The 14,263-nt window shown below is 69.6% G+C and carries 18 protein-coding genes and 1 tRNA gene; 3 read left to right on the top strand and 16 right to left on the bottom strand.

Annotated features, from left to right (window positions below; all coding sequences use genetic code 11):
- Positions 1-7: 7 nt before the first annotated feature.
- Complete coding sequence (locus tag DDZ18_RS05360) at positions 8-1,132, top strand: acyl-CoA dehydrogenase family protein (RefSeq protein WP_109252356.1); 1,125 nt, start codon at positions 8-10, stop codon at positions 1,130-1,132.
- A gap of 31 nt (positions 1,133-1,163) precedes the next feature.
- Positions 1,164-1,673: a paraquat-inducible protein A gene (locus DDZ18_RS05355; protein ID WP_109252355.1), complete on the top strand. Its 510-nt coding sequence runs from the start codon at positions 1,164-1,166 to the stop codon at positions 1,671-1,673.
- Here the strand turns inward: DDZ18_RS05355 and DDZ18_RS05350 are convergent.
- From DDZ18_RS05350 to DDZ18_RS05320, 7 genes are all read right to left on the bottom strand, one after another.
- A complete protein-coding gene (locus tag DDZ18_RS05350; protein ID WP_109252354.1) occupies positions 1,638-2,189 on the bottom strand; it encodes a DUF6935 domain-containing protein in 552 nt (183 codons plus the stop codon). The genes DDZ18_RS05355 and DDZ18_RS05350 overlap by 36 nt on opposite strands.
- A 68-nt stretch (positions 2,190-2,257) precedes the next feature.
- Positions 2,258-2,335: transfer RNA gene (locus DDZ18_RS05345), tRNA-Pro, on the bottom strand.
- 91 nt (positions 2,336-2,426) lie between these two features.
- The gene (locus tag DDZ18_RS05340; RefSeq protein WP_109252353.1) at positions 2,427-2,852 is read right to left on the bottom strand and encodes a MerR family transcriptional regulator; all 426 of its coding nucleotides are present in this window, start codon (positions 2,850-2,852) and stop codon (positions 2,427-2,429) included.
- Between the two features lie 10 nt (positions 2,853-2,862).
- Positions 2,863-3,165 carry an integration host factor subunit alpha gene (locus tag DDZ18_RS05335; protein WP_109252352.1) on the bottom strand — a complete coding sequence of 101 codons (303 nt, stop codon included), beginning with the start codon at positions 3,163-3,165 and terminating at the stop codon, positions 2,863-2,865.
- A gap of 102 nt (positions 3,166-3,267) precedes the next feature.
- On the bottom strand, positions 3,268-4,242 hold the full coding sequence (locus tag DDZ18_RS05330; protein ID WP_109252351.1) for a beta-ketoacyl-ACP synthase III: 975 nt from the start codon (positions 4,240-4,242) through the stop codon (positions 3,268-3,270).
- Positions 4,239-5,297 carry a phosphate acyltransferase PlsX gene (gene plsX / locus DDZ18_RS05325; protein WP_109252350.1) on the bottom strand — a complete coding sequence of 353 codons (1,059 nt, stop codon included), beginning with the start codon at positions 5,295-5,297 and terminating at the stop codon, positions 4,239-4,241. Before plsX ends, DDZ18_RS05330 begins: the two co-directional genes overlap by 4 nt.
- Before the next feature lie 96 nt (positions 5,298-5,393).
- Entirely contained in the window at positions 5,394-5,936 is a 543-nt protein-coding gene (locus tag DDZ18_RS05320) for a ubiquinol-cytochrome C chaperone family protein (RefSeq protein WP_109252349.1), read from the bottom strand.
- Between the two features lie 110 nt (positions 5,937-6,046).
- On the opposite strand from DDZ18_RS05320, the gene DDZ18_RS05315 reads away from it, so the two are divergent.
- On the top strand, positions 6,047-6,556 hold the full coding sequence (locus DDZ18_RS05315) for an outer membrane protein assembly factor BamE (protein ID WP_109252348.1): 510 nt from the start codon (positions 6,047-6,049) through the stop codon (positions 6,554-6,556).
- An 87-nt stretch (positions 6,557-6,643) separates the two neighbouring features.
- On the opposite strand, the gene DDZ18_RS05310 is transcribed toward DDZ18_RS05315, so the two are convergent.
- The 9 genes from DDZ18_RS05310 to nrdR all read right to left on the bottom strand — a co-directional run bounded on the left by DDZ18_RS05310 (position 6,644) and on the right by nrdR (position 14,252).
- A complete protein-coding gene (locus DDZ18_RS05310; protein WP_109252347.1) occupies positions 6,644-8,770 on the bottom strand; it encodes a sodium-translocating pyrophosphatase in 2,127 nt (708 codons plus the stop codon).
- Between the two features lie 154 nt (positions 8,771-8,924).
- Positions 8,925-9,419 (bottom strand): hypothetical protein, encoded by a 495-nt coding sequence (locus DDZ18_RS05305; protein WP_109252346.1) that lies wholly within the window; start codon positions 9,417-9,419, stop codon positions 8,925-8,927.
- 24 nt (positions 9,420-9,443) lie between these two features.
- Complete coding sequence (gene thiL, locus DDZ18_RS05300) at positions 9,444-10,433, bottom strand: thiamine-phosphate kinase (protein ID WP_109252345.1); 990 nt, start codon at positions 10,431-10,433, stop codon at positions 9,444-9,446.
- A 5-nt stretch (positions 10,434-10,438) separates the two neighbouring features.
- Positions 10,439-10,921 carry a transcription antitermination factor NusB gene (gene nusB / locus DDZ18_RS05295; protein WP_109252344.1) on the bottom strand — a complete coding sequence of 161 codons (483 nt, stop codon included), beginning with the start codon at positions 10,919-10,921 and terminating at the stop codon, positions 10,439-10,441.
- Positions 10,918-11,364 carry a 6,7-dimethyl-8-ribityllumazine synthase gene (gene ribH, locus DDZ18_RS05290; protein WP_408631532.1) on the bottom strand — a complete coding sequence of 149 codons (447 nt, stop codon included), beginning with the start codon at positions 11,362-11,364 and terminating at the stop codon, positions 10,918-10,920. Before ribH ends, nusB begins: the two co-directional genes overlap by 4 nt.
- Positions 11,348-12,484 (bottom strand): 3,4-dihydroxy-2-butanone-4-phosphate synthase, encoded by a 1,137-nt coding sequence (gene ribB, locus DDZ18_RS05285; RefSeq protein WP_408631533.1) that lies wholly within the window; start codon positions 12,482-12,484, stop codon positions 11,348-11,350. The genes ribH and ribB overlap by 17 nt, the downstream gene beginning before the upstream one ends.
- Entirely contained in the window at positions 12,478-13,095 is a 618-nt protein-coding gene (locus DDZ18_RS05280) for a riboflavin synthase (protein ID WP_109252341.1), read from the bottom strand. The genes ribB and DDZ18_RS05280 overlap by 7 nt, the downstream gene beginning before the upstream one ends.
- Positions 13,096-13,773, bottom strand: a complete 678-nt coding sequence (locus DDZ18_RS05275) for a RibD family protein (RefSeq protein WP_109252340.1) — start codon at positions 13,771-13,773, stop codon at positions 13,096-13,098.
- The gene (gene nrdR / locus DDZ18_RS05270; protein ID WP_109252339.1) at positions 13,770-14,252 is read right to left on the bottom strand and encodes a transcriptional regulator NrdR; all 483 of its coding nucleotides are present in this window, start codon (positions 14,250-14,252) and stop codon (positions 13,770-13,772) included. Before nrdR ends, DDZ18_RS05275 begins: the two co-directional genes overlap by 4 nt.
- Positions 14,253-14,263 lie beyond the last annotated feature (11 nt).

The following is a 14,263-nucleotide window of genomic DNA, read 5'->3' as shown; positions in this document are numbered from 1 at the left end:
TTCCGCAATGACTTTCGTGCTTTCCGACGAAGAACAGATGCTCCGCGACAGCGCGCGGTCCTTCCTTGCGCAGTCCGCGCCCGTCGCGGCGCTCCGCAAGCTGCGCGACGAAAAGAACGCCGAGGGCTTCGACCGGGGCCTCTGGACGTCCATGGCCGAGATGGGCTGGTGCGGCGTGCTCGTCCCCGAGGCCCATGGCGGCGTCGAGATGGGCAACGCCGCCGCCGGCGTCCTGCTGATGGAGATGGGCCGGACGCTGGCCGCTTCGCCCTTCCTGTCCACCTCGGTGCTCGCGGCGACGGCGTTCGACCGCGCCGGGACCGACGCGCAGAAGGCCGAATGGCTGCCGAAGATCGCCGCGGGCGAGACCGTCATCGCCTTCGCGGTCGACGAGAAGGCCCGCCACGACCCCGGCGTCATCGAGACGCGCGCGAAGAAGGACGGCAACGGTTTCCGGCTCGACGGCAGGAAGCGCTTCGTCGCGACCGCGATGGGCGCTGACCTGCTGATCGTCGCGGCGCGCACTGACGACGACCGGATCAACCTCTTCATGGTCGATCCCGAAGCCGAAGGCGTGACGCGCACGCCGCGGCGCACCGTCGACAGCCACGTGCCCGCCGATATCGACTTCTCCGACGTCAAGCTCGACGGCGACGCGCTGCTCTCCGGCGCCGACGATCCCGAGGACGCCTATCAGCAGATCCTCAACGCCGGACGCGCCGGGCTGGCCGCCGAGAGCCTCGGGGTCGCCGAGCAGGCCTTCGACGCCACGCTCGACTACATCAAGGAGCGCGAGCAGTTCGGCAAATCCGTCGCCTCCTTCCAGGGGCTCCAGCATCGCGCCGCCCATCTCTACGGCGAGCTGGAGCTGGCGCGTTCGCTGGTGATGAAGGCGCTTCGCGCGCTCGACGAAACGCCGTCCCAGGCCCCGATCTGGTGCGCAGCGGCGAAGGCCAAGTCCTGCGAGGTCGCCCGGCTGTCCGCCGCCGAAGGCATCCAGATGCACGGCGGCGTCGGCATGACCGACGAGTACGATATCGGCCTGTACTACAAGCGCGCCCAGGCCGCCGGGGAATTCCTCGGCGACGATGCGTGGGGCGCGGGCGAGGTAGCCCGGCTCAGCGGCTACTGACGCGTCGGGGCGGCTCGGCTAGAATCCGCCCATGGCCCGATCCGTCCCTGCTGATCGTCACGGCGCCGGCGGCGCGCTCGCGCGCGGCCTGATCGCGCTCGCCGCCTTCCTGTTTCCGCTGGGCGTGATGCTGCCGATGATGGAGACGCGGCGCTTGCTGCTGTGGAAGGACAGCTACTCGCTGCTCGACACCATCGCCGCGTTGTGGGCGAGCGACGAGGTCGCGCTGGCCGTGCTGATCACGCTGTTCTCGCTGGTGACGCCGCCCGCGAAGGCGCTGGTGCTCCTGCGTCTCCACCTGGCGGACGATCCCGTCTCGCCGGGGCTGCTCGCCTGGGTGGAGCGGCTGGGCAAGTGGTCGCTCACCGACGTGCTCGTCGTCGCCGTGGCCATGGTGATGTGGTCGAGCTCGGGGCTGGCCAGCGCCGCCAGCCAGCCCGGGCTCTGGTTCTTCGCCGCCTCGGGCGTGCTGCTGATGCTCGCCTCGGGACGCGTGTCCCGCGACCTACTGCGGCGCGTGGACTCCGACGAAGAGGGTTGAGGCCTCCGCGATCCGGTAGCGGCCCGCGTCGTCCCGGCGCAGCGTCACCGGCCGGCTGGTCCCCTGCCCCGACGTGACGACCTTCACCCGATACTCGCCTCCGCCGAGATCGAAGCGCCGGTCGCGCTCGAAGCGGATCGTCCAGGGCGGCTCGGGCAGCGCATAGCCGTTCTCCGGCGTCGCGCCCTCGACATAGGACCGGGCGATCTCGGCGTGACGGTCGACGCCCACCTCGATCAGGTAGTCGAAATTGCGGCTGAGCTCGCCGTTGGCGAGATAGCCGTCATCGACGATGCGGGTCATGCAGTCGCGCGCGACCGCCTCGTCGAATTCGTACGTGATGAGCGCGGCGACGAACACGGCCGCGGCCATCTCCGGCGACTCGGCGTCCGCCCAGACGCGTTCGCAGGTGTCCCCGTCCGGAAGCGCGCCCGGAATGTCGATCCCCTGACCGGCATGTGCGGTAGCGCCGATGGAAATCGCGGCTGCGGCCGCGATGGCGGAAGTTCTGATCATGGCGTCCTCCCCGTGTGACGCGGCGAGCCTAGCACGCCGGCGGCGGAGAAAGGGAGGCGGTAGAGAAATGGTCGGAGCGGCCGGATTCGAACCGGCGACCCCCGGTCCCCCAGACCGGTGCGCTAACCGGGCTGCGCCACGCTCCGACTAGGCCTCCCGCGAGACGCAGGTCGCGGGAAGCGGGTTTATAGGCGCGCGCCCGCTTGCGGGCAACCATCTCGCGCGGTGCGGATTCGACTATTCTCCGAGCGCGTCCGACAGGCGCTCCCGGGCGTGCTCGAGCTTGCCGATCGCCCGCCGAACCGTGTCCGGCTCGGCCGCGGTGCGCGCCGGATTGCTCGACGCCGGCGCTGTCGACGCCGTCCCGTCGCCGGGATTGATCTCGCCGCGCCCCTCGCCCAGAGCCGCCACCTCGGCGACGCCGTGATCCTTGAGATATTTCTGCGCGCCCTTGATCGTCAGCCCTTCCTCGTAGAGGAGCCGGCGCAGCCCCTTCAGCAACGCGATGTCCTGGGGGCGGTACAGCCGGCGCCCGCCCTTCCGCTTGAGCGGCTTGAGCTGGCTGAACTTCGACTCCCAGAAGCGCAGCACGTGCGCGGGCAGCTCCGATTCCGCGGCGGCCTCGGAGATGGTCCGGTAGGCGTCGGGAGACTTCGCCGTCATCGCGGCCGGCTCACGGCGAGAGCGACCGGTCGACTCGGTCCTTGAGCACCTGCGAGGGCTTGAACACGAGGACGCGGCGCGGGTCGATCGGAACCTCTTCGCCGGTCTTCGGATTGCGCCCAACCCGCCCGTTCTTGTCGCGCAGGAGGAAGGAGCCGAACGAGGAGAGCTTGACGTTCTCGCCGCCGGCGAGCGTGTCCGACATCATGCCCAGAAAGGATTCGACCAGCTGGGCGCTTTCCTGGCGCGACAGCCCGACCTCCCTGTGAACGGCGTCGGCGAGATCGGCGCGGGTAAGCGTTTTGCCTGTCATCACCGGGTCCTCTTCCAGACGGCCAGAGAGCGTACGTCCGCATTCCAGACGCGGTCAACGGCGGGATTTCCAATTCCGGCGCCGGCGCGGCCGCCCGGCCGTTCAGTAACGCACCAGCGCCGCGCCCCAGGTGAAGCCGCCGCCCAGCGCCTCCATGAGCAGCAGATCGCCCCGCTTGATCCGACCGTCCCGGATCGCGAAATCGAGCGCCAGCGGGATCGAGGCCGCCGAGGTATTGCCGTGCTCGGCGACGGTCGAGATGACCTTCTCGGTGGCGATGCCGAGCTTGCGCGCGACGCCCTGCAGGATCCGCTCATTGGCCTGGTGGGGCACGAACCAGTCGATCTCGGGCACCGGAACGCCGGCCATCTCGGCCAGCTCCTCCATCGAGCCCGCGATCTTGTTCACCGCGTGTCGGAACACCTGGTTTCCCTGCATGCGCAGATGCCCGACCGTCTGCGTCGCCGACGGGCCGCCGTCGACATAGAGCAGGTCCTTGAACCGCCCGTCGGAGCGCAGGTGGGTCTTGATCACCCCCAGGCGATCCTCCGGCCGCCCTTCTTCGGCGGCGAGAACGACCGCCCCGCCCCCGTCGCCGAACAGCACGCAGGTCGTCCGGTCGGTCCAGTCGAGAATGCGCGAGAAGGTCTCCGCGCCGATCACCAGGACGTTCGTCGCCTGGCCGCAGCGGATGAAATTGTCGGCCGCCGCCATCGCATAGAGAAAACCCGAGCAGACGGCGTGGATGTCGAACGCCGCGCCGGTCTCGATACCGAGCTTTTCCTGGACGATCGTCGCCGTCGCCGGAAAGGTCAGGTCAGGCGTCGCCGTCGCCAGCACGATGAGATCGATATCGCCGGCGACCATGCCGGCGTCGGCGAGCGCGCGCTCGGCGGCTGCGACGCCGAGATCGGAGGTCATCTCGCCATCGGCGGCGATATGGCGCCGGGCGATCCCCGTTCGCTCGCGGATCCATTCGTCGCTGGTCTCGACGATCCCGGCGAGATCGTCATTCGTCATCACGCGTTCGGGGAGATACGCGCCGACGCCGGCGAGACGCGAATAGAGATCGGTCACGCGGTTTCCTTTTTCTCGGCCATCCGCTCTTCAGTCGCCGAGAGGCGGGACAGGTTCTGTTCGATTTCGGTCAGGAAGTCGCTGTCGGCCATCTCGAGCGCGATCCGCAGCGCGGTCGCGAAGCTCGGCCCCGTCGCGCCCCCGTGGCTCTTCACCACCACGCCGTTCAGGCCGAGGAACACGCCGCCGTTGACGTTGCCGGGATCCATCCGCTCGCGGAGCTGCCTGAGCGAGCTGAGGCTGAGCAGGAAGGCGCCCGCCTTGGCGAGAACCGAACCGGTGAACGCCTCCTTCATCCAGCCGCCCAGCAGGCGCGCGGTCCCCTCGGCGGTCTTCAGCGCGACATTGCCGGTGAAGCCGTCCGTCACGACGACGTCGGTCGTGCCGAGCGAGATGTCGTCGCCCTCGACGAAGCCCTGATAGTCCATGTCGAGCTCGGCCTCGCGCAGCAGCGTGTCGGCGTCGCGAACGACCTGGTCGCCCTTGAGCTCCTCCTGGCCGACATTGAGCAGCCCGACCGTGGGCCGCTTCACGTCGCGCAGCGCGCGGTGGAAGGCCTCGCCCAGCACCGCGAACTCGACCAGCTGGGCCGGCGTGCAGTCAACGTTGGCGCCGACATCCAGCACGGTCGTGAACCCCTTCGGGCCCGGCCAGCTCGCCGCGATGGCGGGCCTGTGGACGCCCGGCTTCATGCGCAGGATGACCTTGGAGATCGCCATCAGCGCGCCGGTGTTGCCCGCCGAGACCGCGACATGGGCCTCGCCGTCCTTCACGGCGTGCACGGCGTTCCACATCGACGAGCCGCGCGCTCGACGCACCGCCTCGGAGGGACGCGTCGTCATGTCGACTTCTTCGGCGGTGTGGCGCACCTCGGAGGCCGCGCGCACCTCGGGATGCTTGTCGAGCAGCGGCTCGATGCGCTCGGCGTCGCCGTGCAGAAGCAAGCGAACGGGGCGTCGTCTGCCCTTCAGGAAACCCGCCGCTCCCTCGACGACGATCTCCGGGGCCGCGTCGCCGCCCATCGCGTCGACTGAAAGAATGAGCGGTGAATTCATCAACAAAACCGAACAAGCGAATCCGCGCTGCAGCCTCGGCCGCAGCGCGCGAAACTTACCGGATGACCTTCGAGATGCAAGCGCGCCTGAGCCCGTTCAACGCAGCTCAGCAAAGCGCGGCGCCTCCCCGGCGATGACGGCCTGCACGTCCTGATCGTTCAATTCGGCCGCGCAGGCGCTCGCGTAGGACGCGAGGCGCCGCGACGCCGCGCCGGGGCCGTCGGCGGCTTCGGCGTCGAAAAGATTACGCTCGATGGCGTCGGCCAGCGCCGCCTCGTCGCGCTCTCCCAGCGCTTCGTCATAGGCCGCGGCGCGTCCGTAGAAGGCTTCGGCCATCTTGCGGACCTTCTTGCCGACGCTGAGATCGCCGGTCCCCATTTCGCGCAGCGCCGCGTCCATGTCGTCGAACATGGCGTCGAACACCGCCTGGGCGGCCTGTCGGCCGGGTTCATCCCCTTCCCGCAGCCTCCGCATCAGCACCGCGGCGTGGAGTACGATCATGTCGAAGCGGCCGTCGACCGTATCGGGCGCGCCCTGCTCGCCATAAAGCTCGGGGCGCCGCGCCGCCTCGACCAGCTGGGCGTAGAGCCGCCGGCCAACCGCGCGCATCGGGCCTTTCCTGAACAGTCGTTTGAACATGTGCCTTGCGCGACTCCCGTGACGGCGCGCTTGAAGCTAAGCTTGCGGGACGTTAGGTCAACGAACGAGGTCCGCTCGCGGACGACCATGGCGCCTCCGGAGGGCCGGGAATGAATAAGCCATCGCTTCGCGCCGCAGTCGGCGTCGCCGCGCTCGTCGGGGCCGTCGCGCTCGCGGGCTGCAATCCGACGCTGCGCACCCACGGCTATCGCTATTCCGACGGCGAGGTGCCCGAATTCACGCCGGGCGAGGACAATGAGGCGACCGTGCTCGCCGCGCTCGGCAATCCCTCGACGCGCGGCGTGTTCGAGCAGGACACCTGGTACTACATCACCTCGACGCGCGAATATCTGGCCTATCTGCGGCCCGATACGCGCGCCCGCCGCATCATCGCCGTGCGCTTCGAAGACGACGGGACCGTCGCCAGCGTGGACGAGTACGGGCTCGAGGACGGCCGCGTGATCGCGCTGGTCGACCGCGAGACGCCGACGCGCGGGCGCGAGCTGACGATCCTCGAGCAGCTGCTCGGCAATGTCGGCCGGCTTCCCAGCGAGCAGTTCAGCGGCGAGCAGAACCTGCCCGGCGGCGCGGGCGGGCCGCGTCCGGACGGCGGTCCCTAGGGCTGCGCACGCGCCGACACAGCGCCAGGAAAGAAAAAGGCCCCGGTCACGAGACCGGGGCCTTCTCGTAGACGATCCGGGCCGCGCCTAGTGCGCGCCGCCCGCCAGCACCGCCAGCAGCAGAAGCGCGACGATGTTGGTGATCTTGATCATCGGGTTCACGGCCGGACCGGCGGTGTCCTTGTAGGGATCGCCCACCGTGTCGCCGGTCACCGCGGCCTTGTGGGCCTCCGAGCCCTTGCCGCCGTGATGGCCGTCCTCGATGTACTTCTTGGCGTTGTCCCAGGCGCCGCCGCCCGAGGTCATCGAGATCGCGACGAACAGGCCGGTCACGATCACGCCGAGCAGCATCGCGCCGACCGAGGCCAGCGCGGCGGCCTTGCCCGCGATCATCAGGATCACGAAGAACAGCACGATCGGCGACAGCACCGGCAGCAGGGACGGCACGACCATCTCGCGGATCGCCGACTTGGTCAGGATGTCGACGGCGCGGCCGTAATCCGGCTTGGCCTTGTGTTCCATGATGCCGGGAATCTCCCGGAACTGGCGGCGCACTTCCTCGACGACCGACTGCGCGGCGCGGCCCACGGCCATCATCGACATGCCGCCGAACAGGAAGGGCAGCAGCCCGCCGAACAGCAGGCCGACCACGACATACGGGTTGGACAGCGCGAAATCGACGCTCACGCCCGCGAAGAAGGATCCTTCAGGCGCGTTGTCGCGGAAGAAGGCGATGTCCTCGGTGTAGGCCGCGAACAGCACCAGCGCGCCGAGGCCCGCCGAGCCGATGGCGTAGCCCTTGGTCACCGCCTTGGTCGTGTTGCCGACCGCGTCGAGCGCGTCGGTGGTGTCGCGGACCGAACCGTCCAGCTCGGCCATCTCCGCGATGCCGCCGGCATTGTCGGTGACCGGGCCGAACGCGTCGAGCGCGACGACGACGCCCGCGAGCGCCAGCATGGTCGTGGTCGCCACCGCGATGCCGAACAGGCCGGCGAGATTGAAGGTGACGATGATGCCCGCGATGATCACGAGCGCGGGCAGAGCGGTCGCCTCGAGCGAGACGGCCAGACCCTGGATCACGTTGGTGCCGTGGCCGGACTCCGAGGCCTTGGCGACCGAGCGGACCGGACGGTGCTCGACGCCGGTGTAGTACTCGGTGATCCACACGATCAGACCGGTGACCGCCAGGCCCGCGACGCCGCACAGGAACAGGCTCATCGCCGGCACGACCTCGCCCGTTCCGCGGGTGAGCCCGTCCGGGGCGATCGTCCAGATGACGGCGGCGACGGCGGGAATGGACAGCACCGCCGAGCCGATGAAGCCCTTGTAGAGCGCGCGCATGATGTTCTGGGACTTGCCCAGGCGCACGAAGAACGTTCCGACGATGGAGGTGACGATGCACACCGCGCCGATCGCGAGCGGCAGCACCATCGCCGGGGCCAGCGAGGCGCCGGTGAAGAAGATCGACGCCAGCACCATCGTGGCGACCACGGTCACCGCGTAGGTCTCGAACAGGTCGGCGGCCATGCCCGCGCAGTCGCCGACATTGTCGCCGACATTGTCCGCGATGGTCGCCGCGTTGCGCGGATCGTCCTCGGGAATGCCGGCTTCGATCTTGCCGACCATGTCGCCGCCGACATCGGCGCCCTTGGTGAAGATGCCGCCGCCGAGACGGGCGAACACCGAGATGAGCGATGCGCCGAAGCCGAGCGCCACGAGGGCGTCGATCACGGTGCGGCTGCTGGTCTCGAAGCCGAGAACGCCGGTGAGCACGGTGAAGTAGACCGCCACGCCGAGCAGCGCGAGGCCGACGACGAGCATGCCCGTCACCGCGCCGGAGCGGAACGCAATGGAAAGGCCCTCGGCCAGGCTCTGCTGGGCGGCCTGGGTGGTCCGCACATTGGCGCGCACGGACACGAGCATGCCGATGAATCCAGCCGCGCCGGAGAGCACCGCGCCGATCAGGAAGCCGATCGCCGCATAGATTCCCAGAAGGAAGAATGCCGCGACGAAGATCACGACGCCGACCATCGCGATCGTGGTGTATTGGCGTTTCAGATACGCGTTGGCGCCTTCCTGGATCGCATTGGCGATCTCCTGCATCCGCTCGCTGCCCGCGCTCGCGGACAGGATCGAGCGGATCATCACCGCGCCGTAAAGAATGGCCAGCAGACCGGCGCCGATCGCCAGCCACAGCCAGAGTTCGCTGCTCATCGTGAATTCCCCGTTGCAGGTCTTGTTTTGATTGGGAGACCCGATCGGCCGGCGCCCCGAACGAATCAGGCGCGCCGCAGCCCCCCTGAAGGATGCGCGCGACTATGCATAATGGGGAAACCCTGCGCAACAAACGCGCGGGGTCGAGGCCCGTCTAGTTGTTGAGCGGGCGGATGTCGCCGCCGAGGAGATGGATCTCCTCGACCATGCCCTCGCCGATCATCGCCTCGGCCTCGGCGATGAAGGCCGCCTCGGTCGCGCTGCGGTCGTAGGCGCCCCGCCCGCTGCTCCGGAACGGAACGGCGTGAGCGGTCTTCACCAGCCGGTCGAGGAGGAAATGCTGCTCGTCGCGGACATTCCAGTGGTCGGCGCGATCGCTCATGCACAGCCGCACGGTCACGAAGGCGTAGGCGCTCAACCGCTCGCCGGCGACGACAGGCACGACCATGGGCGGCAGGTCGACATTGCGGCAGTCCTCGTCGGGAATGAAGGCCTCCTCGGTCGCCCGGGCCTGGTCGGCGATGACGTTGGGCGGCGAGACGCGGGAGACGTAGCGGCCGCGCTCGTCCACGCGTCCCGATCCGTCGCCATCGTGTGAAGACGGCGCAGCGGCGAGCGCAATGACAAGGCTGGCGAGCGCGGCGATCATGGCGGCGAGTATCGCGCCGCGGCCTCAAAAATGGGTGAATCCCGCCTGCTCGATGTCGACCGGCGCTCCGTTGATCGTCACGGTCACGCCGCCGTCGCCCTCGCGGAAGCGGCCGATTTCCGTGACGTCCACGCCCTGCTCCGCACAGGCGCGGGCGAAACCTTCGACATTTTCCGGCGCCACCGCGCATGCGAGTTCGTAGTCGTCCCCGCCCGACGCGAGGCGGGCCAGCGCCCGCCCCGCATCCGGCTGCGCCTCGGCCCAGCGTCGCGCCGCGCCCGACAGCGGAACCCGGTTCAGCTCGATCGCGGCGGCGACCCCGCTTGATTCCGCGATATGGCCGACATCGGCGATCAGGCCGTCGCTGACATCGACCGCGGCGTGAGCGTGCTCGCGCAGTGCCTCGACGATCGCGAGGCGCGGCTGCGGCAGGCGGTAGCGATCCTCGAGCCATGCGGCGTCCTCCGGATCGGCGATCGCCGCTTCGCCGCCAAGGGATTCGAGACCGAGCCGGCCGTCTCCGATCGTCCCCGTCACCAACAGCCGGTCGCCCGCCCGCGCGCCGCGCCGCCGAACGGCGCGCCCGGCGGGGCACTCCCCGAGCGCGGTGATCGTGATCGTCCACGGACCCGGCCCGCTGGTCGTGTCGCCTCCGATCAGGGGCAGCGCCCAGACCGCGCGTTCGGCCTCGAGCCCGTCGGCGAAGCCGTCCATCAGCGTGCGGTCGGCGTCGTGCGGCCAGACCACGCTGGTGAGATAGGCCAGCGGCCGCGCGCCCATCGCGGCGAGGTCGGACAGGTTCACCCGCAGCGCCTTGCGCGCGGCGATGGCGGGGTCCTCGTCGTCGGGAAAGTGGCGGCCGGCGACGACGGTATCGGTGGTGACCACGAGTTCGCAGCCGGCCGAGGGCGCGATGACGGCGGCGTCGTCCTTCAGCTCGAACGCGCCGGGAAAGCCCGCCGACAAGGGCGCGAGCCTGCGGGCGATGTATTCGAACTCGCCCTCCCCGGCCATGGCGCTTACTCCTTCGCGGCGAATTCGTCGGCGCGCACCTTGCGCGCGAACGCCTCCAGCGAGGCGTTGACGAAGCCCGGTTCGCTCTTCTCGAAAAAGGCGTGGGCGACGTCGACATACTCGTTGATGACGACCTTCGCGGGAACGTCGGCGCGCTCCAGCAGCTCGTAGGCGCCCGCGCGCAGCACGGCGCGGAGCGTCGCGTCGAGACGCGAGAGCTTCCAGTCCTCGCGCAGCGTGCCGCCGATCGCCTCGTCGACGCGGTCCTGGGCGGCGACTACGCCGTGCAGCAGGTCCTCGAAGAAATCCTCATCGGCCTCGAGATAATCGCCCGGTTCGCCGGCGTGTCCGAAGCGGTGATCGCGGAACTGGCGCACGACCTCCGTCGCGCCGGTCCCGGCCACCTCCATCTGGTAGAGCGCCTGGACGGCGGAAAGGCGCGCGGCGCGACGCAGGCGTGCGCGGTCTTCGGAGGCGGCGCCGGTCATCGGGATGCTCCGAAGCGATTGCGGGCGGCGATCATGGCGAGGCAGGCCTCGGCGGCGTGGCGGCCCTTGTCGCCGCGGTCGACATGGGCGCGCGCCCGGGCCTGCTTGATGTTCTCGACGGTCAGTATCCCGTAGCCGAGCGCGACGCCGCGCAGGCTTAGATCCATCAGGCCGCGCGCCGATTCCCCGCATACATAGTCGTAATGGCTGGTCTCGCCGCGGATCACGCAACCCAGTCCGACATAGCCGTCGAACGGGTTTTCGCCGGCCTCGGCCATGGCGATCGCGCCGGGAATCTCGAACGCGCCGGGCACTTCGAGCGTCTCGCAGCGCGCGCCGGCGGCGTCGAGCGCGGCGCGCGCACCGGCGAGCAGCTGCTCGGTGATGTCCTCGTAGAAGGGCGCCGCGACCAGCAGCACCCGCGCCTCATTCGCCATCCGCATCTCCGTCGATCACGCGCTGTTCGACCAGTTCGAGGCCGTAGCCCTCGAGGCCGACGATGTTCTGAGGGCGGGTCGAAAGCAGGATCATCTTCCTCACGCCGAGATCGAGCAGGATCTGCGCCCCGACGCCGTATTCGCGCAACCGCCGCTCTTCGCGCTGGTCGGGCGCGTCGGCGGGCGGCGCGCCGAAACGCTCGGTGATCGCATAGGGGTTGGTCTCGCGGATGAAGACCATCACGGCCGGGCCCTCATGCTCCGACAGCGCCTTCACCCCGTCCTCGACGAGGCCTTCCCGCGGCCCCACCGCGCCGAGGACGTCGTCGGCGAAGCTCACCTTGTGCATGCGCACGAGCGCCGGGGCGTCCTTGCGCACTTCCCCCTTCACCAGCGCGACATGCTCGACATTGTCCACGAGCGACCGGAACACGACGAGCTTGAACGGCCCGCCCCAGTGCGTCGTCACCTCGCTGTCGAGGCGGCGTTCGACGAACCGGTCGTGCTGGCGGCGATAGGCGATGAGATCGGCGATCGCGCCGATCTTCAGACCGTGGCGCTGCGCGAAGCCGACGAGGTCCGGCAGCCGCGCCATGGTGCCGTCCTCGTTCATGATCTCGCAGATCACGCCGGCCGGATTGCCGCCGGCCAGCCGCGCGATGTCGACAGCCGCCTCGGTATGGCCGGCGCGCACGAGGACGCCGCCGTCGCGCGCCATCAGCGGAAAGACATGACCCGGCGAAACGATCGCCTCGGGGCCGTTGGCGGGATCGATCGCCGCGGCGATGGTCCGGGCCCGATCATGCGCGGAGATGCCTGTCGTCACGCCCTCGCGCGCCTCGATCGAGACGGTGAAGGCCGTCGACTGGCGCGACCGGTTGTGGGCGCTCATCAGCGGCAGGCCCAGCGTGGCTGTGCGCTCCTGGGTGAGCGCCAGGCAGATCAGCCCGCGCCCGTGCTTGGCCATGAAGTTGATCGCCTCGGGCGTGGCGAACTGGGCGGGCACGATCAGGTCGCCCTCGTTCTCGCGGTCCTCCGCGTCGACGAGGATGAACATCCGCCCGTTGCGGGCGTCCTCGATGATGTCCTCGATGGGCGAAAGCGGGGTGTCGAGTTCGCTCACGATGCGCCGTCCTGGGCGGGAGCCTCCATGAGGCGTGCGGCGTAGCGCGCCATCACGTCGGCCTCAAGGTTTACCTTCGATCCGGACTGCAGGCGGCCCAGCGTGGTGACCTCGGCGGTGTGCGGAATGATCATGAGGCTGAACACGTCGGCCTCGACCGCGTTCACGGTCAGCGACACGCCGTCGACGGCGATCGATCCCTTCTCGGCGATGAATTTCGCGAGCGCGCGGGGCGCGCGAACCTTCAGCGTGAGCCAGCCGTCGGCATCGGTGCGCTCCACCACCTCTCCCACGCCGTCGACATGGCCCTGCACGATGTGCCCGCCGAGTTCATCCCCGACGCGGAGGCTGCGCTCGAGATTGATCTCGGTCCCCTCGCTCCACTCGCCCAGGGTCGTGCGCGCCAGCGTCTCCGGCGACACCTCGACGACGTGCCGCGCGCCGTCGCCGGCCGGTTCGACCGAGACGACCGTCAGACATGCGCCGTCATGGGCGATCGACGCCCCGAGATCGACGCCGGCGGGATCGTAGGGACTCGTGATCGCGAACCGGCGCACGGGCCCGTCCTCGATACGCTCCACGCGCCCCTTCGCGGTGACGATTCCGGTGAACATTCAGCTCGCGTCCCGTTCGTAGACTTCGTGCAGGTCCGCGCCGCACGCGCGCACGTCGACGCGTCGGAATCTGGGCGCGTCAGCGAGCGTCTCAAGGCCGAGCGCCGCGACCACGGGCCGCGCATCCCCGCCAAGCACGACCGGCGCGCGGAACCAGTCGATCCGATCGACCCGTCCGGAGCGCAGCGCGGACGTCGCGACGCCGGCGCCGGCCTCCACCATCACGCGCGTCAGGCCGCGCCGCGCGAGATCGTCCAGCGCCGCCGCGAAAGCGGGGCGACCGTCGGCGTCCTGCGCCAACCGGACGATCTCGGCGCCGGCGGCCGCGAGGGCCTCGGCGCGCGAGTCGTCAGCTTCGGCGTGGTAGGCGATCACTGCGCCGCCTTCCTCGAACAGGCGAGCGTTCGCAGGTGTGCGCAACCGCGTATCGAGGATGGCGCGCGCCGGCTGGCGCGCGGCCTGCGCGCCGTCCGGCCGCGCCGTCAGTTGCGGATCGTCGGCGATGATGGTGCCCGCGCCCGTGAGGATGACGTCGTGGTTCGCGCGCATTTCGTGAACCGCCGCGCGCGCCTCGGGACCCGTGATCCATCGGGAGGCGCCGTTGGCGAGCGCGATGCGGCCGTCGGCCGAGGTCGCGAGCTTGAGCGTGACGCGGGCGGAGACCGGCCCGTCGCTCATTCGCCTTCTTCCCCGCCCTCGCCGTCGCCGGAGAGCTGCTCGCCCTTGATGAAGGCGGAGAAGTCCTCGACCTCGCGGAAGTCCTTGTAGACCGAGGCGTAGCGGACATAGGCGACGGTATCGAGGTGGCGCAGCCCCTCCATCACCAGCTCGCCGATCTTCTTCGAGGGCACGTCGGGCTCGCCGCCGCTCTCAAGGCGCCGGACGATGCCCGAGACCATCTGCTCGATGCGGTCGCGGTCGATGGCGCGCTTCTGGGCGGCGAGAAGGACCGAGCGACTCAGCTTCTCCCGGTCGAACGCCTCGCGCTTGCCGTCGCTCTTGATGACGTTGAGATCGCGCAGATGCACCCGCTCGAAGGTGGTGAAACGCGCCGCGCACTGCGGGCACTGCCGTCTCCGGCGGATCGCCTGCCCGTCCTCGGCGGGACGGGAGTCCTTCACCTGGGTGTCGGGATGACTGCAGAACGGGCAGCGCACCGCGCGGATCT

The organism is Marinicauda salina (assembly GCF_003122085.1).
In the GTDB taxonomy this organism is placed as follows: domain Bacteria; phylum Pseudomonadota; class Alphaproteobacteria; order Caulobacterales; family Maricaulaceae; genus Maricicauda_A; species Maricicauda_A salina.
The sequence above is the reverse complement of the archived record's forward strand: the minus strand, read 5'-3'. Positions and strand labels throughout refer to the sequence as shown.